This is a genomic window from Kitasatospora cinereorecta (assembly GCF_024172095.1).
GTDB lineage: Bacteria > Actinomycetota > Actinomycetes > Streptomycetales > Streptomycetaceae > Kitasatospora > Kitasatospora cinereorecta.
This window is the reverse complement of record NZ_JAMZDX010000003.1, coordinates 1,277,898-1,302,463: the sequence shown is the minus strand read 5'-3', so window position 1 is coordinate 1,302,463 and position 24,566 is coordinate 1,277,898. Positions and strand designations below refer to the sequence as shown.

The 24,566-nt window shown below is 72.1% G+C and carries 20 protein-coding genes and 1 pseudogene; 6 read left to right on the top strand and 15 right to left on the bottom strand.

Annotated features, from left to right (window positions below; all coding sequences use genetic code 11):
• Positions 1–28: 28 nt before the first annotated feature.
• Together FHR36_RS19280 and FHR36_RS19275 are read right to left on the bottom strand one after the other, a co-directional pair.
• Positions 29–1,174, bottom strand: coding sequence for a PP2C family protein-serine/threonine phosphatase (locus FHR36_RS19280; protein WP_253798912.1), 1,146 nt, complete (start codon positions 1,172–1,174; stop codon positions 29–31).
• Positions 1,175–1,327: 153 nt separating this feature from the next.
• Complete coding sequence (locus FHR36_RS19275; RefSeq protein WP_253798910.1) at positions 1,328–2,551, bottom strand: cytochrome P450; 1,224 nt, start codon at positions 2,549–2,551, stop codon at positions 1,328–1,330.
• 121 nt (positions 2,552–2,672) lie between these two features.
• Here FHR36_RS19275 and FHR36_RS19270 point away from each other — a divergent pair, with 121 nt between their 5' ends.
• Entirely contained in the window at positions 2,673–3,038 is a 366-nt protein-coding gene (locus tag FHR36_RS19270; protein ID WP_253798908.1) for an ArsC/Spx/MgsR family protein, read from the top strand.
• A 49-nt stretch (positions 3,039–3,087) separates the two neighbouring features.
• Here the strand turns inward: FHR36_RS19270 and FHR36_RS19265 are convergent, their stop codons facing one another.
• On the bottom strand, positions 3,088–3,483 hold the full coding sequence (locus tag FHR36_RS19265; RefSeq protein WP_253798906.1) for a cytidine deaminase family protein: 396 nt from the start codon (positions 3,481–3,483) through the stop codon (positions 3,088–3,090).
• Positions 3,484–3,506: 23 nt separating this feature from the next.
• Entirely contained in the window at positions 3,507–3,980 is a 474-nt protein-coding gene (locus FHR36_RS19260; RefSeq protein ID WP_253798904.1) for a pyridoxamine 5'-phosphate oxidase family protein, read from the bottom strand.
• A 59-nt stretch (positions 3,981–4,039) separates the two neighbouring features.
• Between FHR36_RS19260 and FHR36_RS19255 the strand changes: the two genes are divergently transcribed.
• Positions 4,040–4,606 (top strand): DUF1697 domain-containing protein, encoded by a 567-nt coding sequence (locus FHR36_RS19255; protein ID WP_253798901.1) that lies wholly within the window; start codon positions 4,040–4,042, stop codon positions 4,604–4,606.
• Positions 4,607–4,634: 28 nt separating this feature from the next.
• Here the strand turns inward: FHR36_RS19255 and FHR36_RS19250 are convergent, their stop codons facing one another.
• From FHR36_RS19250 to FHR36_RS19235, 5 genes and pseudogenes are all read right to left on the bottom strand, one after another.
• Entirely contained in the window at positions 4,635–5,597 is a 963-nt protein-coding gene (locus FHR36_RS19250) for a DUF1152 domain-containing protein (protein WP_253798898.1), read from the bottom strand.
• 94 nt (positions 5,598–5,691) lie between these two features.
• On the bottom strand, positions 5,692–6,156 hold the full coding sequence (locus FHR36_RS19245; protein WP_308199527.1) for a TetR/AcrR family transcriptional regulator C-terminal domain-containing protein: 465 nt from the start codon (positions 6,154–6,156) through the stop codon (positions 5,692–5,694).
• 21 nt (positions 6,157–6,177) lie between these two features.
• A pseudogene (locus tag FHR36_RS40325) lies at positions 6,178–6,243 on the bottom strand (TetR family transcriptional regulator); the annotation flags it as partial.
• Between the two features lie 45 nt (positions 6,244–6,288).
• Positions 6,289–7,041 (bottom strand): hemerythrin domain-containing protein, encoded by a 753-nt coding sequence (locus FHR36_RS19240; protein WP_253798897.1) that lies wholly within the window; start codon positions 7,039–7,041, stop codon positions 6,289–6,291.
• Between the two features lie 162 nt (positions 7,042–7,203).
• Complete coding sequence (locus tag FHR36_RS19235; RefSeq protein ID WP_253798896.1) at positions 7,204–8,235, bottom strand: alpha/beta hydrolase; 1,032 nt, start codon at positions 8,233–8,235, stop codon at positions 7,204–7,206.
• A gap of 522 nt (positions 8,236–8,757) precedes the next feature.
• On the opposite strand from FHR36_RS19235, the gene FHR36_RS19230 reads away from it, so the two are divergent.
• Positions 8,758–9,507 carry an SDR family oxidoreductase gene (locus FHR36_RS19230; protein WP_253798895.1) on the top strand — a complete coding sequence of 250 codons (750 nt, stop codon included), beginning with the start codon at positions 8,758–8,760 and terminating at the stop codon, positions 9,505–9,507.
• Between the two features lie 21 nt (positions 9,508–9,528).
• Here FHR36_RS19230 and FHR36_RS19225 read toward each other — a convergent pair whose 3' ends face one another.
• Both FHR36_RS19225 and FHR36_RS19220 read right to left on the bottom strand, forming a co-directional pair.
• A complete protein-coding gene (locus FHR36_RS19225) occupies positions 9,529–9,750 on the bottom strand; it encodes a hypothetical protein (RefSeq protein WP_253798894.1) in 222 nt (73 codons plus the stop codon).
• 112 nt (positions 9,751–9,862) lie between these two features.
• A complete protein-coding gene (locus FHR36_RS19220; RefSeq protein WP_253798892.1) occupies positions 9,863–11,896 on the bottom strand; it encodes a carbohydrate binding domain-containing protein in 2,034 nt (677 codons plus the stop codon).
• Positions 11,897–12,199: 303 nt separating this feature from the next.
• On the opposite strand from FHR36_RS19220, the gene FHR36_RS19215 reads away from it, so the two are divergent.
• On the top strand, positions 12,200–12,706 hold the full coding sequence (locus FHR36_RS19215) for a SigE family RNA polymerase sigma factor (protein WP_253798890.1): 507 nt from the start codon (positions 12,200–12,202) through the stop codon (positions 12,704–12,706).
• Positions 12,703–13,017, top strand: a complete 315-nt coding sequence (locus FHR36_RS19210; RefSeq protein ID WP_253798888.1) for a hypothetical protein — start codon at positions 12,703–12,705, stop codon at positions 13,015–13,017. Before FHR36_RS19215 ends, FHR36_RS19210 begins: the two co-directional genes overlap by 4 nt.
• Before the next feature lie 10 nt (positions 13,018–13,027).
• On the opposite strand, the gene FHR36_RS19205 is transcribed toward FHR36_RS19210, so the two are convergent.
• The 4 genes from FHR36_RS19205 to pulA form a co-directional block, all read right to left on the bottom strand.
• The gene (locus tag FHR36_RS19205; RefSeq protein WP_253798886.1) at positions 13,028–13,366 is read right to left on the bottom strand and encodes a P-II family nitrogen regulator; all 339 of its coding nucleotides are present in this window, start codon (positions 13,364–13,366) and stop codon (positions 13,028–13,030) included.
• Positions 13,363–14,679 carry an ammonium transporter gene (locus FHR36_RS19200; protein WP_253798884.1) on the bottom strand — a complete coding sequence of 439 codons (1,317 nt, stop codon included), beginning with the start codon at positions 14,677–14,679 and terminating at the stop codon, positions 13,363–13,365. The genes FHR36_RS19205 and FHR36_RS19200 overlap by 4 nt, the downstream gene beginning before the upstream one ends.
• A 163-nt stretch (positions 14,680–14,842) precedes the next feature.
• On the bottom strand, positions 14,843–17,146 hold the full coding sequence (locus FHR36_RS19195) for a M4 family metallopeptidase (RefSeq protein ID WP_253798881.1): 2,304 nt from the start codon (positions 17,144–17,146) through the stop codon (positions 14,843–14,845).
• Positions 17,147–17,660: 514 nt separating this feature from the next.
• Positions 17,661–23,132 carry a pullulanase-type alpha-1,6-glucosidase gene (gene pulA / locus FHR36_RS19190; RefSeq protein WP_253798878.1) on the bottom strand — a complete coding sequence of 1,824 codons (5,472 nt, stop codon included), beginning with the start codon at positions 23,130–23,132 and terminating at the stop codon, positions 17,661–17,663.
• Positions 23,133–23,564: 432 nt separating this feature from the next.
• Here pulA and FHR36_RS19185 point away from each other — a divergent pair, with 432 nt between their 5' ends.
• Complete coding sequence (locus tag FHR36_RS19185) at positions 23,565–24,518, top strand: phosphatase PAP2 family protein (protein WP_253798875.1); 954 nt, start codon at positions 23,565–23,567, stop codon at positions 24,516–24,518.
• Positions 24,519–24,566 lie beyond the last annotated feature (48 nt).

Genomic DNA, 24,566 nt, shown 5'->3' with positions numbered 1-24,566 from the left:
GTACGAGAGCGTGAACCTCGCCGGGCCCTCAGCCCACCGGGCTGAGGGCGAGCACGGCGATGTCGTCGGCGAGCGGCCCGGCGTGGCGGCGGATGTCACGGTCCAGGAAGGCGACCACCGTGCGCGGGTCGGTGGACTCCAGGGTGGCCAGCCGGCCCGGCAGCGGGTAGAAACCGCCGGACGCGTCGCGGGCCTCGCTGACCCCGTCGGTGTGCAGCACCAGCGTCTGGCCGGGGCGCAGCCGGAGGCTGGTCGGCCCGTCCGGGCCGGCGCCCAGCGTGCCGAGGCCGAGCGGCAGCTGTTCGGGGCAGGGCACGGTGGCGACCGAGCCGGGGCCCAGCAGCAGGGGTGCGAGGTGGCCGCGGTTGACCAGGTCGATCCGGTGGGCGCGGTGGTCGTGCTGGGCCAGGACGGCGGTGACGAAGAGTTCCTCGTCGCCGCGTTCGGCGGCCTCCCGCAGCACCTGCCGGTCGAGCTGGTGGCCGAGTTCGACCAGGTCGGGCGTCTCGTGGGCGGCGATCCGGAAGGCACCGATCACGTCGGCCACGGTGCGGACGGCGTCCAGGCCCTTGCCGCGGACGTCGCCGAGCAGGATGCGGGTGCCGAAGCGGGTCTCGCACACCTCGTACAGGTCGCCGCCGACCGCCACGTCCGCCTCGGCGGGGTGGTAGAGGGCGGCGAGGCTCAGCCCGCCGGTGCGGGCGGGCACCGGGCGGAGCACGGTGTGCTGCAGGGTGTCGGCGATGGTGCGGACCCGGACCAGGTCGCGGGCCTGGCGGCGGCGCTGCCAGGCAAGACCGGCTCCCATCGCGCCGGCCAGCGCGGTGGCCAGGTAGACCCACAGGTGGTGCTGCTCGGTGAGGTGGCCGACCCGGGCGGCGAGCGCCGTCTGCAGGGCGATGGTGGCGACGGTGGCACCGGCCACCGGCAGCGGGCCGCGGCTGAACGCGACCACCACGGGCAGCACGGTGAGCAGGAAGCCGGCCGCCGTGGTGGCGGGCAGCACGAAGTCCAGCAGCAGGTCGGCCGCCAGCAGCAGGAAGGGCAGCAGTCGGACCCAGAACGGGGCGCGCAGGCCGTCGGCCATCGCGGAGTGCCAGCGGGCGGCGGCCGCCTCCTGGGTGGGCCGGGGTCGGGGCGGCGCGAGCGGCGGCGCGGACGCGGGCGCGGACAAGCTGGCCTCCTCGGCGGACCGGCGGACGGTGCTCGGTCCATCGTCCCCGAAGCGGTGGAGGCCGAGGCGCCGACCAAGGTCCCGACGACGCGGGACCTTCGGCCCGTTCGGTCCGCCCGGCCGGGCGGAACGGGAGGTTCTGCCTCCGGTCGGTCAGGCCGGCCCCAGGGTGACCGGCAGGGTGCGGTAGCCGCGCAGGACCAGCCGGTCGTGGCGGACCGGTCGCCCGGCCGGGGCGATCCCCGGGAAGCGGTCGAGCAGGGCGGGGACGGCGGTCTGCGACTCCAGGCGGGCCAGCTGGGCGCCGAGGCAGTAGTGCGGGCCGCCGCCGAAGCTGAGCGGCTGGCTGTCCACCCGGGTGGGGTCGAAGCGGTCGGGCTCCCGGTAGCGGTCCGGGTCGCGGTTGGCGGCGCCCAGCAGCAGGAACGCCCCGGTGCCGTACGGCGTGGGGATGGAGCCGATCTCCAGGCCGTCGGTGAGGGCGGTCCGGGAGGTGAGCTGGACCGGCGAGTCGTGCCGCAGCACCTCCTCGGTGAAGCCGGCCGCGGTGATCGTGCCCGCGCGCAGGCCGGTGCGCACCTCGGGGTGGTCGAAGAGCCGGGCGAGTCCGTTGCCGAGCAGGTTGGTGGTGGTCTCGAAGCCGGCGACCAGCAGCAGCACCAGGTTGGCCAGCAGTTCCTGGCCGGAGAGCCGGTCGCGGTCGTCGGCGGCGACCTGGACCAGGGCGCTGACCAGGTCGTCCTCGGGGTGGGCGCGGCGGCGGGCGGCGAGTTCGGCGAAGTAGCCGGAGAGTTCGTCGGCGGCCTCGTCGGCGGCGGCCAGTTCGGCGGCGGTGGTGATCAGTTCCAGGGCGGCGGTGAGGTCGGCGGCGTACGGCCGGAAGCGGTGGCGGTCGGCCTCCGGGACGCCGAGCAGTTCGCAGATCACGCCGACCGGCAGGCGGAAGGCGAAGGCGTCCATGAAGTCCACCGGGGAGCCGTCGGCGCCGGCCTCGGCCATCCCGTCGAGCAGCCGGTGCACGGCGGCGGTGACGGCGGGCTCCAGCGCGGCGACCCGGCGGGCGGTGAAGACCGAGGCGATCAGCGAGCGCGCCCGGCCGTGGTCGGGGGCGTTGCGCTCCAGCATCGAGCGGCTGAGCAGGACCCTGGACCGGTGCCGGGACCAGCCCTCGTCCCACTGCTCGCGCTGCTCCGCCTCGGGGACGCCGAAGCCGGTCAGGCGCAGCGTCCGGTGGACCTCCCGGTAGCCGGTGACCAGCAGCAGGGACTCGCCGCACGGCACCACCGGGCCCATCGCGCGGGCCTCCCGGTAGAGCGGGTACGGGTCGTCCCGGCCCTCGGGGGTCATCAGCTGTTCGATGATCGCCGTTCCGTCCATGCCGCGCTCCCCCGGGTGGGTCGGTAGGTGGTCGGTGCCAGTGGGCGCCGTTCGGCGTTACCGGCGGGTACAACGGACGGGTACGGGCGGCGGGTTCCCGGCGCGTGAGTACCCTGACGGCATGGAGATCTGGATCAACCCGCGTTGCAGCAAGTGCCGGACGGCGATCGGCGAGCTCGACGCGGCCGGCGCCGAGTACACCGTCCGGCGCTACCTGGAGGAGCCGCCGTCCACCGTCGAGCTGGAGGACGTGCTGGAGCGGCTCTCGCTGGAGCCCTGGGACATCACCCGTCTGGACGAGCAGGCCGCCAAGGATCTCGGCATGAAGGAGTGGAGTCGCGAGCCGGCCGACCGCTCGCGGTGGATCACCGCGCTGGCCGAGCACCCGATCCTCATCCAGCGCCCGATCATCACCGCCGACGACGGGCACGCCGTGGTGGCGCGTACGCCGGAGGCGCTGAAGGCGATCGTCCCGACCCTGCCGTAGCCGCAGCCCGCCCCGCCGCGGCTGCGGCGGGGCGGGGTGGGGCGGGGCGTCAGTCGAGCTGGTGGTCGGCCCAGACGTAGGTGTGCGGCAGCAGCTCGGCGACCGGCACGGCGCGCAGGCCCTGCGCGGTGGGGACGATCACGGTCAGCTCCGGGTGGAGGTCCAGCATCGCCTGCCGGCAGCGGCCGCACGGCGGGACGACGCCGCGGTCGCGGTCGCCCACCGCCACCATGGTGGTCAGCTCGCGGGCGCCCTCGGTGACCGCGGCGCCGATGGTCACCAGTTCGGCGCACGGGCCGCCGGTGAAGTGGTAGACGTTCACACCGGTGACGATCCGTCCGTCCCGGGTGCGCGCGGCAGCCGCCACGGTGTGGTTGTCGCCGTGGCAGCGGGTGGCCGCCACCTCCGTGGCGGCCTCGACCAGCTCAAGGTCGACCGGTTCCATGCATCCCCCTCGTCGTGTGCCCTTCAGTAGCGCTGCACGGACTTCACCGGCTCGCCCGGCCGCCAGGACCGGATCAGCAGGTGGTCGCCGCCCTCGACCTCGGTCAGCACGACCTCGGTGAGTTCCAGCCGGAAGGCGTGGTACTCGCCGCCCGGCGGCTCCGGGAGGTCGCCCTCGTACGCGGCGAGCTCGCTCGGGTCGACGATCTCGACCGCGACCCCCGACACCTTGGCGTCACCCTCGGCCATCGTCCCGTCGCCCGGGTTGCTGTGCAGTGCGTAGCGCCCGTCCCGTCGGAGGTCGAGCGCCTTCACCGCACCGTACATCGAACCGATGGTCAGATCGGCACCGACGAAGCGCACCTCGGTGCCGCTCACCCGGGGCGCGCCGCCGCGGCGCAGCGTGGCGAGCACGTGGTGCCGGTTGGCCTCGAACCTGGCCCGCACGGCGGGGGCGAGATCGGGGGCCTCGTGTTCGAAGTCCTGCCAGGTAGCCATGGCGCCAGTCTGGCAGTGGGCGCCGCCGATCCGTCGGTGGACGCTGCCAGACTGTCCGGATGGCAGACACGGCAGACACGGCAGACACCTACATCGCGTTCCTGCGGGCGATCAACGTCGGCGGCCGGACGGTGAAGATGGAGCGGTTGCGCGAGCTCTTCGCCGAGCTGGGGCTGACGGACGTGCGCACCTACATCCAGAGCGGCAATGTCTTCTTCCGCACCGGGGAGCTGGACCGGGCGGCGCTCACCGCCCGGATCGAGGCGCATCTGGCCGAGGCCCTCGGCTATCCCGTCCCGGTGATGCTGCGCACCGTGGCCGAGGTGGCGGAGATCGTCGAGCGCGATCCGTTCGCCGGGGTGGAGGTGACGCCGGAGCTGCGGCTGTGCGTGCTGTTCCTCTCCGAGCCGCTGCCCGCGGGCACCGAGTTCCCGGTCCACTCGCCCAAGGGCGACTGGGACATCCTGGACGCCACCCCCGGCGCCGCCTTCGTCGTCGTCCACCTGCGGGGCGGACGGCTGGGCACCGACCCCTCCACCGCGTTCCCGGCCGGCTACCGCGGGCGCGCCACGGCCCGGTTCTTCCACACCACGGTGAAGATCCTCGCCGCCGCCAGGAAGTCCTGACCTCTCCCGGGCCGGTGGCCCCTCGGGGTCAGTGCGGGAACATCCGCGGCGGCCGGTGGCGCGGCAGGGTGTCGCGGAACTCCTCGACGGCGGTGGAGATCTGGCGGGTGAGGTGGGTCCGCTCGATCCGGTCGAGGTAGAGGTGGCGGGCGGCCAGCGCCTCGACGGTGACCGCGAAGTACAGCGTCATCAGCGGGTTGACGAAGAGTTCGCTGTGCCGGGTCCGCTCGGTGAACCGGACGTCGCCGAACTCCCCGCGCAGGGCGGCGGCCACGGAGCCCTGGACGATGGAGGGGTGCTCGGGGAAGGCGGTCCTGGCGTGTTCGACGGCGTCCAGGTAGAGCGCGCCCTCGCGGGAGTCGCGCGGGACGGAGAACGCGCCGAGGTAGCCGCCGGCCCGGTCGAGCGCGGCCAGGTTCTCCAGCACCAGGGTGTGGTTGACGCCGTGGTAGGCGTCGACGCCGTAGCCGAGGCAGGCGACCAGGCGCTCGGGGACCTCGGTCAGGCCGGCCACCGCGCCGAGGCTCGCCATGTCCTCCTCGGGGGTGCCGAGACCCGCCTCGTCGCCGCGCATCAGGATGTCGGTGCCGCCGTCGACCAGCAGGATCGCGTCGATGCCCAGGTGGGCGGTGAGCGCCCGGTACGCCGCGCGCAGCGGCTGCACCCCGACCGAGGCGAACGCCCAGACGGTGTCCGGCATGCCGTGCAGCCGCAGCCACCGGGCGAGGGTGCGCTCCGGGAAGTAGGGCTCGGCGGATCTGGTGTCGGGCCGGATGCGGGCCACTTCCGGCTCCAGCCAGACCTCGGCGTCGAGGCCGTGGAGGTGACTGAAGGAGAGGTTGGCCAGGTGGACCTCCTTGCCCGCCTCGCGCAGGGCGAGCGCGATCGGCAGCCCGGCGTAGACGTCGAAACCGCCGCCGGCCCCGGCGATCAGGATCCGTTCGGCGGCGAGCAGGCGGGTGAGCAGCGGCGGCTGGAGGAGCGAGGGCATCCGGGGACCGTACCAAGGCTGCGGGCGGCCCGCGGCAGGCTTTCCGGGGACGGGTCGGGCCGGACGGGTCGGGCCGCGGGGTCGGGCCGCAGGGTCAGGCCGTGCGCAGGGCCTCCACTCCGGCCGTGACGATGGCCAGGCCCCGCTCGAAGCGGTGGTCGTAGTCGGTGAACAGGCCGGGGCCGGCGGCGGCGCTGAGCGGCAGGTCGGGGCCGAGTGCGGCGGCCCGGTCGGTGGGGTCGTAGCCGGGGCTGCGCTCGCCGGGCATCGGCTGGACGGCCTGCTCCTCGATCACGAAGCCGACGGTGAAGGTGTAGGCGGTGAAGTACGCCTCGACGGCGCCGGCCAGGTCGAAGCCGGCCCGGACGAAGGCCCGGAGCTGGCCCTCCAGCCGCTCGCCGTGGCCGGTGTCGGTCAGCCGGGTGCCGCTGAACACCTTGGCCCCGTCGCGGTAGCCGAGCAGGGCGCGGCGCAGGGTGCGGCAGGTGAGGGCGAGCTGCTCCTGCCAGGGGGTGTCGTCGCCGGGCGGCTCGCTGTCGGCGATCAGGCGGCGGAGCATCTCGGTGGCGAGCTCGTCGAGCAGGGCCTGCTTGTTGGCGAAGTGCCAGTACAGCGCGGGGGCCTTGACGTCGAGTTCGGTGGCGATCCGGCGGAGGAGAGTGAGCCGCCCGGGCGAGGGGGCCCGGGCGGGTCAGCGCTGCGGCCCCCACAGCTGGTCGGTGCAGCGGGCGTAGGTGTCGCGCCAGTGCGGCCAGTGCCGGGCGGTCTCGTCGTCGCAGTCGGCGAGCAGCCGGTCGATCTGCTCGGAGGCGACGCCCTCCAGCAGCCAGACCAGCGCGTCGGCGGAGGCCGGGCCGTCGGCGGCGCGGAGCAGGTCGAGCAGCTCCGGCAGGGTGCCGATCCGGGAGCCGGCCGGGAAGATTCCGTCCATCCGGGGCAGCAGCTGGCGCTCCTCGATCCGCAGGTGGGTCTCCAGCCGGGCGGCCAGCTCCTCGACCGCGTAGGCGACCGACCAGCTGCTGGCGGGGTCGCGGGTGGCGATCCGGACCAGGGTGGTGACCCGGGTGAAGGAGTGGTCGAGGTTGTGGTGGTCGGCCTCGAGCCAGTTGAGCAGCAGGCGCAGCTCGGGGGCGAAGCGGCGCAGCAGCGGCCAGAGCCGGGAGTCCTGCTGCTCGTGGTGGCAGGTGACCATGGCGGTCATGAAGTCCCAGTGGCGCTGCAGGGCGTCGGCGGCGATCTCGTCACCGGGCTGGAGCAGCCGCAGCGCCTGGGGCAGCCGGGCGAGGTCGCGCCGGAGCGCGGCGTGGACCAGCCGCAGGCCGGCGAAGGGCATCGGCTCGACCGCGGGCCGGCCGGCGGTGGTCGGTGGGGTCGGCGCGGCGCGGCGCGCGTCCGACTGGGCGGGGACGTGCGTGGGCCCGACGGGCAGCAGGTGGCGGGACATGATGCTCTCTTCACGGCTGGCGAGGACTGGCCGGCCGGGCGGCCGCCTCGGGCGGCGGCCCCGCTCCGGGTCTCCAGGGTGACGACAGCTCATCAGGGTCGAATCAATGTCCGATTGACGTGCAGGTCAGAGGGGTTTTGCGGGCCCCTGCGGCCCCGGCGGTCAGTCGCTCTCGGGCCCGGCGACGTTCTTGCCGAGCCACTGCAGGGTGTCCGGGATGGTCTTCTTGAAGTCCGAGGTGAGGTGCTTGCCACCGGGCAGCTCGTAGTACTCGACGGTGGCGGGCGCCTTGACCTTGGCGACCCAGGCCTTCACCAGCTTGGTCTCGTACGCGTCGCCGCCGCCGGCGGTGACCAGCAGGCGGACGTCGGCGGTGCCCGCGGCGGCGAGCGTCTCGGGGCTGTTGGCGACCCGCTCGGGCTCGTGGCCCTTCCACAGCGGCGAGTCCGGGTTCCAGTAGCCGTCGATCGGGACGGCGGCCTTGAACACGTCCGGGTGCTGCAGGGCCAGCTTGGCGCTGCAGAACGCACCGGAGGAGGCGCCCATCAGCGCCCAGCCGTCGCGGCCCTTCACGGTACGGAAGTTGGCCCGGACGAAGTCGGGGATGTCCTCGGCCATCCAGGTGCCGATCTTCGGCTGGCCGGGGATGTCGCTGCACTCCAGCGCCTTGGACTCGGCGGAATTCAGGTTCTGCACCGGCATGATCATGATGAACGGGTGGGTCTTGCCCTCGCCGGCCAGCTTGGCGTCGATCTCCTGGATGGGCAGCTGGTTGTCGGTCCAGGTGTTGTAGCCGGCGCTCTGCCCGCCCGCGTAGAGGGTGAGCACGGGGAAGCCGTAGTTCTTGTACTTGGGGTCGTTGTACTGCGGCGGCAGCCACACCCAGACCTGCCCGGAGACACCCGACTTGGCCCCGGTCACGGTGGTCAGCAGGATCGGCCCGGCTGCGGTGTCGCGGACCTTCTTCAGGTCGGCGGCCGGCCCGGTCGGCATCAGCACCTTGGACGGCTTCGGCGGGGCGCTGCTGCTCTGCGCGGCGGAGGCGGAGGCGCTGGTGCCGGCGGCCATGGCCGCCTTGGCATCCCCGGCGGAGGAGCCGCCGCTGCCGCACGCCGCCAGCGCCGAGGCCAGGGCGAGAACGGTGGCGCCGGCGAGGGCGGCGCGGGTACGGGGGGTACGGGGCAGCGGCTGCACGGTGGGGTCTCTCCGAGCGTGGTCACGTCCGGTCGGGGCGATCCGGGCGGCCGGCCCCGCCGGGCGGGGCCGGAAACGGGTGGCGGACGCCTGACTGTCGGCCACCCGGGAAAGGCCGGCGCGCCCTCCGTGGGCGGAGGAGCCGTGCCGTCTGTGATCCTATGACGGCCGCACGACGCCCTCGGTTGCAGCCCTCCGCCCGAACCCGTCGATCGGCGGGGGTGCCACCCCGCCGGACGGCGGACACCCGATCCGGCCGGGAACGGACGGAGGCTCAGCGGGTCGACTCCCGGGCGGGACTGAGCGCCCGGCCGTCGGGGACCGGGCCCGCCACCGCACCCGGGGCCGTGACGACCGTCACACCGCGTCACCCGCCGCGGCCCCGACCCGCCGAGCCGACCCGCCAAGCCGACCGGGCCGGTCCGCCGGGCGCCTTGGACGCTCGTACCAGTGACGGGGCGGCGGCCGCTGGGCGATGATCGGGAGGATCAGCGTCGCCGGGGACAACAGAGGGAGCGGGCCGTGTCCGAGCAGGTCGCCGTCATCACCGGAGCCGGCAGCGGGGTGGGGCGCGCGGTCGCGCGGGAGCTGGCGGCCGCCGGCTGGCGGCTGGTGCTGGCCGGCCGCCGGGCCGAGCCGCTGCGGGAGACCGCCGAGTCGGCCGGTGGCGGCGAGCGGGCGCTGGTGGTGCCGACCGACGTGACCGACCCGGCCGCGGTCGGCGCCCTGTTCGAGGCGGCCGCGGAGCGGTTCGGCCGGGTGGACCTGCTGTTCAACAACGCCGGCATGTTCGGCGCGCCGACCCCGGTGGAGGACCTCGGCCACCAGGAGTGGCGAGCGGTGGTGGACCTCAACCTGACCGGCGCCTTCCTGTGCGCCCAGGCCGCGTTCCGGCAGATGAAGGCGCAGCGCCCGCAGGGCGGCCGGATCATCAACAACGGCTCGATCTCGGCCCACGTGCCGCGCCCGCACTCCGTCGCGTACACCGCGACCAAGCACGCCGTCACCGGGCTGACCCGCTCGCTGTCGCTGGAGGGCCGGCCGTACCGGATCGCCTGCGGCCAGATCGACATCGGCAACGCGGCGACCGACATGACGGCGGCGATGAGCGCCGGGGTCCGGCAGGCGGACGGCCGGATCGCGCCCGAGCCGACCATGGACGTGGCGGACGTGGCCCGTACGGTCCGGCACATGGCCGAGCTGCCGCTGGAGGCCAACGTCCAGTTCGCCACCGTGATGGCGACCGCCATGCCGTACATCGGCCGCGGCTGAGCAGAGGGGCCGGCCGGGCGGCTACTCGTCGTGGGAGTGGCGGTAGCGGCGGCGCGGTCCGTCCTCGTCGAGCCGGTAGACGCTGGTGGTCGGCCAGTACTCGCCGGCCTCGGCGGCCGGGAGGTCGATCCGCAGCACCATCCGCAGCGCGGGCGGCGGGGCGCCGGCCCGGACCCGCTTGCGGTGCCCGTCCCAGCGGCCGCCGCAGAGTTCGATGTCAAGAATGGTGGAAGCGCCGTTCACCCGCCCGATGGTGGCACCGGGCGGGTGGGCGCGGCCCGGTCGCGGCCGGATCACCACCCCTTCGAGCGGTTTGACCGGCCGGACCGTGACCTCGGCTCTTGTGGCCCGGTGGTCAGGGCCGCCAGGTGTCGTTCAGGGTGATCATGCCGCTCGCCGGGACGGTGGCGGTGCGGTTGGCGCCGCTCTCCCAGGTGACCGTGCCGGAGGCGTCCTTGCGGAGGTACTTGTACTGGATCGCGGTGCCGGCCGCCAGGGTGACGTCCAGCTTCCAGACCGGGTAGCTCGCCGAGGAGAGCAGCAGGGCCTTGGAGGTGTCCCAGCCGCCGAGCGCCGCGGCGTCGCCGACCACGTAGATGTTCTGGCCGGCCGTCGTGGTGGCGTTGACCGCGAACGAGGCGCCGGTGGCGGCCGGGACCGAGGCGCACGGGTCGCCGCTGCCGACCACGCCGTCCTTGACGGTCACGTTCCCGGTGCCCAGCGCGTAGTTGGCGCCGCTGTTGTTGTCCCAGGTGCCGGAGCCGTTGTTGAAGGTGGCGGCGAGGCCGGCGGCGGTGCCGAGCGCGACGGTCTTCTTCACCCAGCCGGTGCAGGCGGCGTCCATCGCGACGCCCGGCGCGGTGGTCCAGGCGCCGCCGGTCGGGGCGTAGTGCAGGTCGTACGCCGACCAGTTCTTGTCCGTGCTGTAGAAGACGGTGGCGGAGTTGCCGCCGCCGCCCCCGCCGGCGAGCTTGGCGCCGACGTGCAGGGCGACCGCGTCACCGGCGCCGACGGTCGCGGTGAACCTGCCGTCCGCGCCGACGGTGTAGCTGGTGCCGGTGCAGCTGGCGCCACTGAGGTCGCCGTGCTCCACGTCGCAGTAGGTGCCGGCCGGCAGCGAGGTCTGGAAGGTCTGGGTGATCGAGCCGCTCTCGTGGTTGATCGCGACGTAGCCCTTGTCGCCGCGGCCGAAGCCGATGGCGTTGTTGCCGTTGGACCACCAGTTGGTCAGCCCGGTGCCGGCGACGGCGTTGCGGAAGCCGACCATGTTGGCGACCTGCGGCCAGGCGTGCACGCAGTTCCAGCCGTCCTGGTAGCAGGCGTTGACCGTGCCGCCGTTCGGCGGGCCGTCGTCGTTGGCGGTGAAGGCGTAGCCGGAGTAGACGTTGGGCGAGCCGTAGGGGTAGGCCAGCATGAAGACGTTGGCCAGGGTGTAGCTGTTGCCGTCTTTGTAGGTCAGCGTGGAGCCGTTGCGCTCGGTGTCCCAGTTGTCGACGAAGGTGCGGGCCTGGTTCGAGGCGAGCAGGCCGTTGCCCCAGGTGGACAGGTCGGATATCCGCCCGCCGTTGAAGGCGCTCTTCAGCCAGGTGCCGGAGCGGAACTCGTCCACGTCACCGGTGCCGGTGTACTCGGACGGCTGGATCGGCTCGCCGGCGCCGTAGATGACCTCCTGCACCCAGTAGGCGTTGGGGTTGCTCATCCTGGCCTTGATCCCGGCCAGGTCGCTCGCCGCGATGTGCTTGGCGGCGTCGATCCGGAAGCCGTCCACGCCGAGGGTGAGCAGGTCGCTCAGGTAGTTGGCGATGGTCTGCTGGACGTACGTGGAGCCGGTGTTCAGGTCGGAGAGGTTGACCAGCTCGCAGTTCTGCACGTTGGAGCGGTCGCTGTAGTTGCTGATCGCCGTCCGGCAGGAGTGGAAGTCCTGGTCCTGGTAGTAGCCGGGGTAGTTGTACTTGGTGTAGACGGTGCCGCCGGTGCCGGTGCCGGAGCCCGCGCTCATGTGGTTGACCACCGAGTCGGCGATCACCTTCACACCGGCGTTGTGGCAGGTGGTGACCATGTTCTGGAAGGAGGTGCGGTCCCCGAGCCGGCCGGCGATCTTGTAGCTGACCGGCTGGTACGAGGTCCACCACTGGCTGCCCTGGATGTGCTCCTGGGGCGGGGAGACCTCGACGAAGCCGTACCCCTTGGGGCCCAGGGTGTCGGTGCAGGCCTTGGCGACCGAGTCGAACTTCCACTCGAAGAGGGTCGCGGTGACGTCCTTGGTGCTCGGCGGGGTGGCCTCGGCGGTGGGCGCGAGCGTGAACCCGGCGCCGAGCGAGAGGGCCAGCGAGGCCGCCGCCGTCAGGCCTGCGGCCAGGCGTCGGCGGGTGGGGGCGGTGGTGACCACGGTGTCTCCAGGGAAAGGCTCGCCCGCGCGCGTGTGGGGGCGCGCGGACGACGCGGCAGGGTGGGGGGCCGCGACGGCTGGGGGGCCGTCAGCGCGACGTACGTCCGGTCGCTTTCTGCAAGAACACTGAAACTTTCAGGAAACTTGCAACGCGCCGAACATAGGGTCCGCCGAACCGGCCGTCAAGGCTCGGAACGGCAACGGTTGCGGCCGCCCGCTCGCACTCGGGTGCGACCTGATCGGCCCCTGGCGCGTGTAGTACGAATGACGGCACAACAGCACTTGATCACGGGGGGCCCGCGGATGGAGACGGCACTCGACTTCGAGGAGTTCGCGAGCACCCGGGCTCGCCGGCTCTTCCAGGTCGCGTACCTCATGTGCGGGGACTGGCACCAGGCGCAGGACCTCGTCCAGACCACGCTCGCCAAGATGTTCTCCGTCTGGGGCCGGCTGCGCCGCGGCCAGGACGAACCCGGCCTGGACGCGTACGCCCGCAAGGTGCTGCTGCGCTACTACCTCTCCCAGCGCCGGCTGCGCCGCTCCGGCGAGATCGTCTCCGCCGACCTGCCGGACTCCCCCGAGGCGCCGGCCGGCAGCGAACTGCGGCTGACCCTGGCCGCCGCGCTGCGCCTGCTGCCGCCGCGCAACCGGGCCGTGGTCGTGCTGCGCTACCTGGAGGACCGCTCGATCGAGGAGGTCGCCGAGCTGATGGAGATCTCCCAGGGCGCGGTCAAGAGCCTCAACAGCCGTTCGCTGGCCAAGCTCCGCGAGATCCTCGGTGACGACCGGGAACTGCTCTTCCGCCCGTGACCCACGAGCCCACCGCCCGGACCGGGCCGGAGCACCGCCTTGCCCAGCTGCTGGGGGAGAGCGTCGAGCACCTGCCCGTACCGGTGCGCACCATGGTCGCCGCCGCCGGGGTGCGCGGCCGGCGCCTGCGCCGGGAGCGGCGGCTGCGGACCGCCGGCCTCCTGCTGACCGTCCTGGCGCTGGCCTCGGGCGCCGCGATTGCCGACCGCCAGGGGCCGCCGCGGACGGCCACGCCGGCCGTCGCGAGCCCGGCCGGGCCGACCGGCCCCGTCGGCCCGGCCGCCCGGCTGCGGGGCGTCCCGCCGCCGTGACCCGGGGCGCTCAGACCGCGTCGGGCCCGCGCTCGCCGGTGCGCACCCGGACCACGGAGTCGACCGGCACCGCCCAGACCTTGCCGTCGCCGATCTTCCCGGTCCGGGCGGCGGCGACGATCGCGTCCATCACGCGCCCGGCGTCGTCGTCCTCGACCACGACCTCGATCCGCACCTTGGGCACCAGGTCGATCCGGTACTCGGCGCCCCGGTAGACCTCGGTGTGCCCGTGCTGCCGCCCGTACCCGCTGGCCTCGGTGACGGTCAGTCCGTGCACCCCGAGCTCCTGCAGCGCGGTCTTGACCTCGTCCAGCTTGAAGGGCTTGACGACAGCGGTGATCAGCTTCATACGGCGGCGGCCTTGTCGGACGAGTGCGCGAGCACGGAGGCGTGGGCCGCGGTGCCGTGGCCCAGGACGCCGTGATCGTACGCGGTCTCGGCGTGCACGGCGAGGTCGAGTCCGGTGAGCTCGTGCTCGGCGGAGGCCCGGAATCCCATGGTCCGCTCGATCACCCAGCCGATCCCGTAGGTGACCGCGAAGGCGTACAGCGCGACCACCACGACGGCCACCAGCTGCTTGCCGAGCTGCCCGACGCCGCCGCCGTGCAGCAGGCCGGTGACCCCGCCGGTCATCGCGGCGGTGGCGAACAGGCCGATCAGCACGGTGCCGATCACGCCGGCCACGAAGTGCACGCCGACCACGTCCAGCGAGTCGTCGAAGCCGAAGCGGAACTTCCAGCTCACCGCGTACGAGCAGACCACGCCCGCGGCCAGGCCGATGACCAGCGCGCCGAGCAGGTCGACGCTGCCGCAGGAGGGGGTGATGGCGACCAGTCCGGCCACCGCGCCGGAGGCGGCACCGAGCGTGGTGGCGTGGCCGTCGCGGCGCTTCTCCACCAGCAGCCAGCCCAGCAGGCCGGTGCAGCCCGCCACCTGGGTGTTGAACAGCGCGGCCGCGGCCAGACCGTTGGCCCCCATCGCGGAGCCGCCGTTGAAGCCGAACCAGCCGAACCACAGCAGGCCCGCGCCGAGCAGCACCAGCGGCAGGCTGTGCGGGCGCATGGCCTCCTTCTTGAAGCCGATCCGCGGACCGAGCAGCAGGGCCAGCGCCAGGCCGCTGGCGCCGCAGTTGACCTCGACCACGGTGCCGCCGGCGAAGTCGAGGGCGCCGAGCTTCGCGGCGATCCAGCCGCCGGGGGCGAACACCCAGTGCGCGACCGGTACGTAGACCAGCAGCGTCCACACCGCGGTGAACACCACCCAGGCGCCGAACCGGGCGCGGTCCGCGATCGCGCCGCTGATCAGCGCCGCGGTGATGATCGCGAAGGTGAGCTGGAAGGCGGCGAAGAGCAGGGTGGGGACGTGCCCGGTGAGGCTGGTGGGCGTGATCCCGGCCATGCCGAGGTGGTCGAGGTTGCCGATCAGGCCGGCCCCGGCGTCGTCGCCGAAGGCCAGCGTGTAGCCGGCCAGCAGCCAGACCACGGTGACCACGGCGATCGAGACGAAGCTCATCATGATCATGTTGAGCACGCTCTTGGTGCGGACCATGCCGCCGTAGAACAGCGCCAGGGCGGGGGTCATCATCAGCACCAGTGCGGTGCAGGCCAGCAGCCAGGCGGTGTCGCCGGTGTCCAGGCCGGGGGTGGGGGCAGCGAGGAACATTCGGGGAGTCTCGCGGCGGGTGGTTTCCGGTTGTGGGCGGGCGTGTTTCCCCGGTGTTTCGTGTTGCGTGCGGGTTTCCGGCGTCTCACCATGCGGAATCCCGGCACGCGAAGCGGGGCCCGGCGGTTGGTTCCTCCGCCGGGCCCCGCCTAGTTCACTGCCGTCAGCTGGTCTGGATCGCGGTGTCGTCGATCACGAAGCTGGTCTGGAGGGAGGAGTCCTCCACACCGTTGAACTTCAGGGTCACGGTCTGGCCCGCGTAGGCCGACAGGTCGACGGTCTTCTGGGCGTAGCCGGTGTTCTTGTTGAGGTTCGAGTACGAGGCCACCGTGGTGCCGTTGACGGTCACGGTCAGCTTGTCGTACGCCGTGGTGGTGGTGGTCTCAGCCGTGTCGATGTGCAGCCAGTAGCTGAGGGTGGCCTTGCAGTTGGCCGGGATGGTGACGGTCTGCGAGGCGCTGTCGGTGTGGGCGGAGCCGTACCCGTTCAGCCACGCCTTCCAGGAGCCACCGTGGGCCGCCTCGGACGCCGAGTTGTCGACCACACCGCTGGTGGTGGTCCACGGAGCGGCGGTGCCGGTCTCGAAGCCCGCGTTGCCGAGCAGCTGCGCCGGGGTGCAGGTGCTGCTGCCGTCGTTGACGGTCCAGGTGAAGCTGGTGGAGCCGGTCTTGTTGGCGGTGTCCTTGGCCGTGACGGTCACCGAGGAGGTGCCGACGGCGGTCGGGGTGCCCGAGATCAGACCGGTCGAGGCGTTGATCGACAGGCCGGCCGGCAGGCCGGTGGCCGAGTAGGTCAGCGCGCCGGTGCCGCCGCTGGCCTTGATCTGCAGGCTGGCCGCGGTGTTGACCTTGGTGGTCTGGTTGCCCGGGTTGGTGACGCTCGGGGTGTTGGTCGGCACCGAGCCGACGTTGACGGCGGCCCAGGCGGTGGCGACCGCGTTGTACTCGGCCGAGTTGGCGCCGTACAGGTCGGTCGCGGCGCTCAGCATGCCGGTGCGGGCGTTGGCGTAGTTGGTGGTGGAGGTCCAGTACGTGGTGAGCGCCCGGTACCAGATCGCTGCGGCCTTGTCCCGGCCGATGCCGGTGACCGCGATGTTGCCCTGGGTCGGCGAGTTGTAGCTCACACCGTTGACGACCTTGGCGCCGCTGCCCTCGGAGAGCAGGTAGAAGAAGTGGTTGCCGACGCCCGAGGAGTAGTGGACGTCCTTGTTGCCGACCGTCGAGGACCAGTAGTCGGCCGAGGAGCCATCCTTGGACGGCTGGTCCATGTAGCGCAGCGGGGTGCCGTCGCCGTTGAGGTCGATGAGCTCGCCGATGAGGTAGTCCGGGTTGTCGGACGGGATGTTGGCGTAGAACTCGACCATGGTGCCGAACACGTCCGAGGTGGACTCGTTCAGGCCGCCGGACTCACCCGAGTAGTTCAGGTTGGCGGTGGCCGCGGTGACACCGTGGGTCATCTCGTGGCCGGCGACGTCCAGCTCGGTCAGCGGGTGGGTGTTGCCCGACCCGTCACCGTAGGTCATGCAGAAGCAGGAGTCGTCCCAGAACGCGTTGGTGTAGTTGCTGTCGTAGTGGACCCGGCTGTAGGCGCCGACACCGTCGTTGCGGATGCCGCTGCGGCCGAAGGTGTTCTTGTAGAAGTCCCAGGTCTTCGAGACGCCGAAGTGCGCGTCGACGGCGGCCGACTCCCGGTTGGAGGCCGAGCCGTTGCCCCAGGTGTCGGTGGACTTGCTGAACAGGGTGCCGTTGCCGGACGTCCCGTTGTTCATGTCGGTGGTGTACATCCCACCGCGGGTGGTGTCCTTCATCTGGTACGTCGAACCCGACAGCGTGGTGCCGATGGTGACGTTGCCGACGAAGACGCCGGTGCCGGTGCCGGTGTTGATGCCCTCGAACTTCTGGATCACCTCGCCGGTGTTGGCGTCGGTGACGACGTGCAGCTTGCTCGGGGTGCCGTCCGCCTCCTTGCCGCTGACCACGGTCTCGTACGCCAGCCGCGGGGTGCCGGTGGCGGCCCACACGACCAGGCGCGGGGCGGTCTCCAGGGCCGAGCCGGACTCGGCGGCCAGCGCGGCGGCCTGGGCCTTCGGGGCGGCCAGCTTCGGGGTGGTGGAGACGCCGCTCAGCGAGGCCTCGGTGGCCTTGTCGACGCCCTTGGTGGTGCCGTTCGCGGCCTGGTGGACGACCATGTCGCCGCCGAGGACGGGGAGACCCGCGAAGGTGCGCTCGTAGCGGAAGTGCTGGGTCCCGTCCGCGTCGCGGACGACGTCCTTGGCGACCAGCTTCTCCTGGCCGGTCAGGCCGAGGGACTGGGCGAACGCGGGGGCCTGGTCGCCGGCGACGGCGAGCAGCTGGGCCTTGGAGCCGGCAACCTGGGCGGCGACGGCGGACGGGGCGCTCGGAGCGGCCTGGGCCATCACCGGAATGCCGGTCACCAGCAGCGCGGTGGTTGCGGCCAGGGCGGCCATGCTCACTCGAGCGTGCGAGTAGCGAGACAAAGCGGACTCCTCATACGACCGCTGCGGGGTCACAGCGGTGGCGAGAATCTGGCCGCGGTTGCGGCGCAGCGGGGGCCCTGCCGCTGGTCACGGCGGGGTGCGGTGCAATCTGACGCGGTGCAGAGCCGGGGGCGCTGGCGAAGCCGCACACCGGGGGTGGGGGACCCTACTCATCCGCAGCCGGGGGAATCGTGGCAGCAAACACTCTGTTAATGACAGATGCATGCCACTGATTGACTGATTAATGACCGTGGCACATCAGTCCCAACACCGTGCCATGACGGGATGTTTGAGCTCGCCACAGGGGGATCGTTCTGCTCGTCGACCCCGCGCACCCGCCGCCGCGACAGCGTCGCCCGGCCCATACATGTCACCGCGTACCAGCCACCACCGATGCTTTCCAGCCACATGCGAGAGGGGCTCCGCCGCTCGGACGGAGCCCCTCTAAACACTTGGGAATTCTGTTAAACCCTTGGGAGAACGGTCAGTTCGATACGAAAACCGCCACCGTCCGAGCCGGTACGGTAAATGTCCCGGTGGCCGGATCGAATCCCGCCTGCTTCACCACCGGGTCCACGCCGCCGGCCTGGACCGGGTGGAGCGCCTGGGCACTCCCCCGCAGGCCCGCCACCGTCTGGCTCTGCGTGGTCGGCGTGGCGTTGAAGACCACGGTGAGCGACTTCTGAGCGCCCTTCAGCCCGGTCCCGTCCAGGTGCATGGTGATCACACCCGGGTTCTCCCCCGCGGTGCCGGAGAGCGGGAAGGACAGCCGGCGCTGCACCTCGGCCGCGCTGGACAGCGCGAACAGCGGCGAGGACTGCCGGATCCGCAGGAACTGCTGGTAGATCGCGCTGGAGGCGGAGATGTCGTTGCAGCCCACGGTCAGCCGGGGGTCGGCCAGCAGCTGCTTGGCGGCCGGCCACATCGACTGGTTGTCCCGGGCCATCGGCAGGCCGTGGCCCCAGCCGTTGCCCTGGGTGCAGTCCCAGTGGATGGAGTTGAACCAGTCGCCCGAGTCGAAGGAGTTGGCGTCCAGCGACTTGGAGCGCAGCAGGTCGCTGCCGGCCTGGGCGAAGCCCGGGCCCTGGCTGAGCGCGGTGAGCGACAGGCCGAGGGCCTGCATCCGGGCCCGGTCGGCGGCCGGGGTGGCGGTCGGCAGCTTGTACGCCAGCGCGTCGAACAGGTCCGCGTTGTCGTGGGCGTCGACGTACTCCACCGCCTCGCCGGGCTGGGCGGCGTAGCCGGTCGGGGAGCCGTTGTAGTCGACCTCCTTGCCGCTCACCGCCTTCCCGGCGGAGTCGGTGAAGGAGTAGCCCGCCAGGTTGCCGCTCAGACCGACCTTGATCTGGTCCATCTGGTGCAGCAGCCGGGCCTTCTGCTGCTCCGGGGTGCCGTTGTCGGCCGAGCCGTTGGGGTCGGTGTACAGGCCCGAGGCGAAACCCTGCTGCGGGGCGGAGGAGAGCATGAAGTTGCCGCCGCGCGCCGCGTCCCTCACCCGGTCGTTGAAGGTGGCGATGCCGGTTCCGGCCATGTTGGTCTGGGTGGCCTGGACGAAGCGGGCGTCGTTCGCCACCACGCCGAAGTTCCAGCCCTCGCCGTAGAGGAAGATGTTCTTCCCGTCGACGCCGTCCCGCTCCCTGGTCAGGCCGCGCAGCGCGGACTGCACGTCCAGCATGGTCGACTTGGGGTCGATGCCCATCAGGTCGAAGCGGAAGCCGTCGACCCGGTACTGCCGGGCCCAGGTGACCACCGAGTCGACCACCAGCTTGTTCATCATGGCGTGCTCGGGCGCGGTGTCGGCGCAGCAGCTGTCGGTGGTGACCTTGCCGGTGTCGCTGAGCCGCTGGTAGTAGCCGGGCACCACCTTGTCCAGCACCGAGTGGTCGTCCTGCCCGGCGGCCGCGGTGTGGTTGTAGACGACGTCGAGGACCACCCGCAGGCCGGCCTCGTGCATCGCCTGCACCATCTCGCGGAACTGCACCGTGCGGGCCGTCCCGTTCGGGTCGGTGGCGTACGAGCCCTCCGGCACGTTGTAGTGCAGCGGGTCGTAGCCCCAGTTGAAGGCGTCGTCGGCCTGCACCGCGGCCACGCACTCCTGCTGCTTGTCGCTGTCGGCGGCGAGCGAGGCCAGGTCGCAGGCGGGCAGCTTCTGCTCGGCCCGGTTCTCCCGGATGGTGGCGATGTCGAAGGTCGGCAGCAGGTGGATGGTGGTGACGCCGGCCTTGGCCAGGTCGCGCAGGTGCTGCATGCCGGCCGACTTGGACTCGGTGAACGCCTTGTAGGTGCCGCGCTCGGCCTCGGGCACCGTGGTGTCGGCCGAGGAGAAGTCGCGGACGTGCAGCTCCTGGATCTGCTGCTTGGCGGCCGGGATCGCGTCCGGGCTCCTGTGCTGGTCCCAGCCCTTGGGCTTGGTGGCGCCGCTCGCGAGGTCGGCGACCAGGCTCCGCTTCGAGTCGGTGGACAGCGCGACCGAGTACGGGTCGGTGACGGTGTTGGTGACCATCTGCTGGACGCTCGGCGCCCACACCTTGACCTGGTACAGGTAGTACTTGCCGTCCAGGTCCCCCGCGTCCCGGGTCAGCGACCAGACGCCGGTGGCGTCGTCGCGCTTCAGCGGGACGGTCTTCGGGGTGCCGCCGGTGGCCCGGTCGAAGAGCTGGACCGAGACGTCGGTGGCGGTCGGCGCCCAGAGCGAGAGGGTGACCTTCCGGTGGTCGCCCCACCAGGGCCAGCCGTCGTGGTCGGTGCGGTAGACCGGGCCGAGCTGGGCCCCGGCGGCCTTGGCCGCGTACAGGTCGTCGAGCACGCCGGGGGTCTGCACCCCGGTGGCGGCCAGCGCGGCGCCGTTCGGCAGGTGCTCGGCGAAGACCAGCTGGCTGCGCAGCGCGGCGGTGATCCGGCCGGCGTCGCGCTTGTCCACGGTGAAGGCGCGGTAGCCCGCCAGGTGCGGGAACTTCGCCTTCTGCGCGGCGCTGAGGCCGGCGGCCGGGTTGAGCCGGATCCAGTGGCCGGGGCCCGAGAGCACGCCCTTGTCGGCGGTGAGGGTGCCCGCGGGGTCGTAGATCAGCTGGGCGCTGGTGCCGGAGGCGAGCGCGGCGTCGGCGGCGCCGTAGGTGGGCGGCACCACCACGGTGGTGGCGTCGATCCACTGGGCGCGGGCCGAGCCGAGGTCGAGCTGCGAGGCGGCGCCGGAGGCCTGCGGCAGCAGGTAGCCCTCCTGGCCGCCGAGGATCCACACCTCGCGGCCGCTGGCGGCGAAGTTCAGCTGCTGGTCCTGCGGCAGGTCCTTGTCGTTGCCGTTGTGGATGATGTAGCTGAGGCTGGTGGCCCCGGCGGCCAGCGGCACCTCGAAGACCGCGCCGAAGGCGTCCTTGCGGGCGGGCATCAGCGGGCTGCCCCAGTCGGTGGGGGTGGCGGCGCCGGTCCAGTCGTGCAGGCCCCAGCCGTCGTAGTTCCCGTCGGCCCGGTGGTAGTGGATGACCGCCTTGCCGTCGGGCACCGGCACCGCGCCGTCCGGGTTGCTGGTGTGGACGGTGGGGTCGCCCTCCTTGATCCAGATCTCGCCGGTCGCGGAGACGTCGATGTGGCGGTCGGAGTCGACGTCCTTGGTGCCGTTGTTCTCCACGACGAAGCCGAGGTCGGCGGCGCCGTTCTTGAGCTTCACGTACGCGAAGGCGCCGTAGGCGTCGCGTCCGGTGAAGCCGTGGCCGGCCGGCCAGGTGGTGGACTCGCCGTCCGCCAGGTCGCCCCAGGCGTACAGGTTCCAGCCGTCGTAGTCGCCGCTCCGGCGCTGGTAGTGCACCACCGCGTAGGGGCGCGAGGTGGCGCTGGGCGCGGGGGCCGGGGTGGGGGCGCCGGTGGTGAAGGAGCCGGTGGCGGAGGCGAGGCGGCCGGCGGAGTCCTGGACCACCGCCTTGTAGTGGACCACGGTGCCGGCCGCGACCTTGCCGAGGTCCTGGGTGACCTTGTACGTCCCGTTGTCGGCGGTGCCCAGGGTCTGCCAGGGCCCGTTGCCGATCTGCGCGGCGAAGGTCACCCGGTCGAAGCCGCCGCCGGGCACCTGGGCGCCGACGGTGACGGTGCCGTACGAGCCGTCGGCGGGTGCGGCCAGCGTCAGCTGCGGGCCGGCCGCGGGCTTGGCGAGCTTGCCGGCGGCCTTGAACACCACCGAGGACAGCGGCGGCACGGTGACCGTCACCTTGCGGTCGGCGCCGCTGGTGACCTTCGCCCCCGCCTGCGGGTAGACCCGGTCGAAGCTCATGCCGGCCGAGAAGGTGTCCAGCGTGACGGTCTTGGCCTCGGTGGCGTTGTTGACCGCGACCAGGTACTCGACCTGCTGCTTGGCGTCGATCCGGGAGAAGGCGTAGACGCCCGGCCCGTCCGCCGCGTATCGCTCGATCTGGGCGCCGTCGGCCAGCGCCGGGTGGTCCTTGCGCAGCTTGGCCAGCCCGGATATGCCCTGGTAGAGCGCGCCGGCGGTGCCGTAGCGGTCGGCGGAGCCGGGGGTGCCGCCGATCACGTTGTCGCTGGTGTACGAAGGCGTCCTCGAGGCGAACATGTCCTGCCGGGCGTCCTTGTCGCCGCCCGCGCCGGTGAAGCCCTGCTCGTCGCCGTAGTAGACCACCGGCTGGCCGCGGGTGAGGAACTGCAGCTCGTTCGCCAGCCGGTCCTTGGCCAGCAGGGTCTGCTGGGAGGCGCCCGGGTTGTCGCTCTGCAGGAAGCTGCCGAAGCGGCCCATGTCGTGGTTGCCGAGGAAGGTCGGCAGCTCGTAGGCGTCGGTGTCGGCGGTGGTGTAGCGGTAGTCCTGGCCGTAGACGTCGGCGAGTGCCTTGGCCGAGCCGTTCTGCGAGGCGAAGCTGCGGGCCGCCTGCTGGAAGGCGAAGTCCAGGGTGGCCTGCAGCTTGCCCTGGGTGACGTAGGGCGAGGTGATCGCCGGGTCGCCCGAGTAGACCTCGCCGAACATGAAGAACTTCTTGTTGCCGTGCTCGGCCGCGAACTGCTTCAGGGCCGGCGCCCACTGCTGCCAGAAGGCCATGTTGACGTGCTTGACGGTGTCGATCCGGAAGCCGTCGACGCCGGTCTCGGCCACCCAGGTCTGGTAGATCCGCTCGAAGCCCTGGACCACCTTGGGGTTCTGGGTGTCCAGGTCGTCCAGCCCGGAGAAGTCGCCCTCGGTGGCGGACTCGCCGGCGAAGGTCGAGTTGCCGCGGTTGTGGTAGAGCGACGGGTCGTTCAGCCAGGACGGGGTCTTGGCGGTGGCGTCGGCGGCCGAGCGGAACTGCGGGGTGTACGGGAAGGAGTCCGCGGTGGTCTTCGGCCAGGCGCCACCCGCGTCGGCGACGGCGGTCTCGTCCACCGGGTTGCCGTCGGTGTCCAGGGTCGGGTACGCGCCGGCGGAGCGGTAGTCGTACTTCTGCTCGGCGAAGTCGATGACGTCGGCGGTGTGGTTGGTGATGACGTCGAAGAAGACCTTGATGCCCTTGGCGTGCGCCTTGGCGATCAGCTCCTTGAGCTGCGCGTTGGTGCCGAAGTGCGGGTCGACCTGGGTGAAGTCGGTGATCCAGTAGCCGTGGTAGCCGGCCGAGGCGTCCGCGCCGGTGCCCTGCACGGGGCGGTTCTTGAAGATCGGCGCCATCCAGATCGCGGTGGTGCCCAGGCCCTGGATGTAGTCCAGCTTGTCGATCAGGCCCTGCAGGTCGCCACCGTGGTAGAAGCCCTTGTCGGTGGGGTCGAGACCGTTGTCCATCCGGCCGCCGGTGATCCCACCGGTGTCGTTGCCCGGGTTTCCGTTGGCGAAGCGGTCGGGAAGGACGAAGTAGAACTGCTCCCGGGTCAGGTCGTGGCGGGCGGCGGTGGCGGCCAGCGCGGCGTCCGAGGGGGGCGCGGGCGGGGCGGCGGCCGCGGCCAGCGGCGTGGATCCGAGAGTGGCGGCGACCAGCGAGGCGGCGAGCAGCACGGCCGCTCTGCCTGGTCTGCGGTGGGGGGTCGTGCTCCGTGGGTGGCGGGGCTGGACTTCGGCCACGTCTGGCTCTCCCTTGGGGCGGGCTCGGCGTGCATGAGCTCGGCGAACGTGAGTGGCGTGGAACCTAGCGCGCTGCAAGATGTTTCAGCAAGATGCTGAAAATGTTGCAATCGAGGTCTTGACCCAACCGTTGTCAAGGCCGCAGAGTCCTGTACGAGAGAGAGACGCCCGCCGGACACCTGACAGCCGGCGGGCTTTCTCGTCACCGGGGACCCCGGTTCGACCCTCCGTTACCCGCGCGCAACAATGGACCTCATGCGCCCCGAGAGTCGACCGACCCCTACCCCCGTAGGGGGACAGTCGGTGAAGAATCCCCGACCACAGGATGATCGGACGGCCACGGGACGTCTGGCAGACTTCTCCGCTATGGGGGAACCGACCGAGATCCACGCACCGGGCGCCGACCGCGCCGACCGTGTGCCCACCGACGGTTCCGTCTCAGGCCAGGCCCACACGAGCCGGATGCCGGACGGAGCCACCCGTGCCGCCCAGTCGCCCGCGGCTGCCGTCCGCAGCCGCATCCGCGAGCAGCGGCGCACCCCGGCCCGTCCGCACCTGGTCTTCGAGCTCGCCCTGATCGGCATCAGCTACTGGATCTACTCGCTGATCCGCAACGCCGTCCCCGAGCAGGCCGTGATCGCCCAGCACCACGCGAGCTGGGTGTGGAGCTTCGAGCAGACCCTCGGCGTGAACGTCGAGCGTGCGGTCAACCACACCGTGAACTCGTTCGGCTGGCTCATCGTGGGGATGAACTACTACTACGCGACGCTGCACTTCATCGTGACCATCGGCGTCCTGGTCTGGCTCTACCGCAGACACCCCGGGCGGTACGCCGCCTGCCGCACCGTGCTCTTCGTCACCACCGGCATCGCGCTGGTCGGGTTCTACTCCTTCCCGCTCGCCCCGCCCCGGCTGATGACCGGCGGCAACTTCATCGACACCGTCACCGTCCATCGCACCTGGGGCTCGATGGCCTCCGGGGCAGCCGCGCACGTCTCCAACCAGTACGCGGCGATGCCGTCGATGCACATCGGCTGGTCGCTGTGGTGCGGGTTGACGATCTTCTTCCTGGCGCAGCGGACCTGGGTCCGGGCGCTCGGGCTGGCGTACCCGGCGGCCACCCTGGTGGTGATCATCTCCACCGCGAACCACTTCTGGCTGGACGCGGTCGGCGGAGCGGCCTGCCTCGCGGTCGGGTTCATAGCCGCCCGGCTGTTCTACCACGTGTGGGCGTACCAGCTCCCGCGCGTTACCGGGGGGAAGCCGGAGCAGCACCTCACGGTGCCGGAGCACTGGACGGTCGTGGAAGCGTCCCGATAGGGGCGCGGGGAACTGCGCGCCCAGCCACCTACGGTCTGCGGACACGCA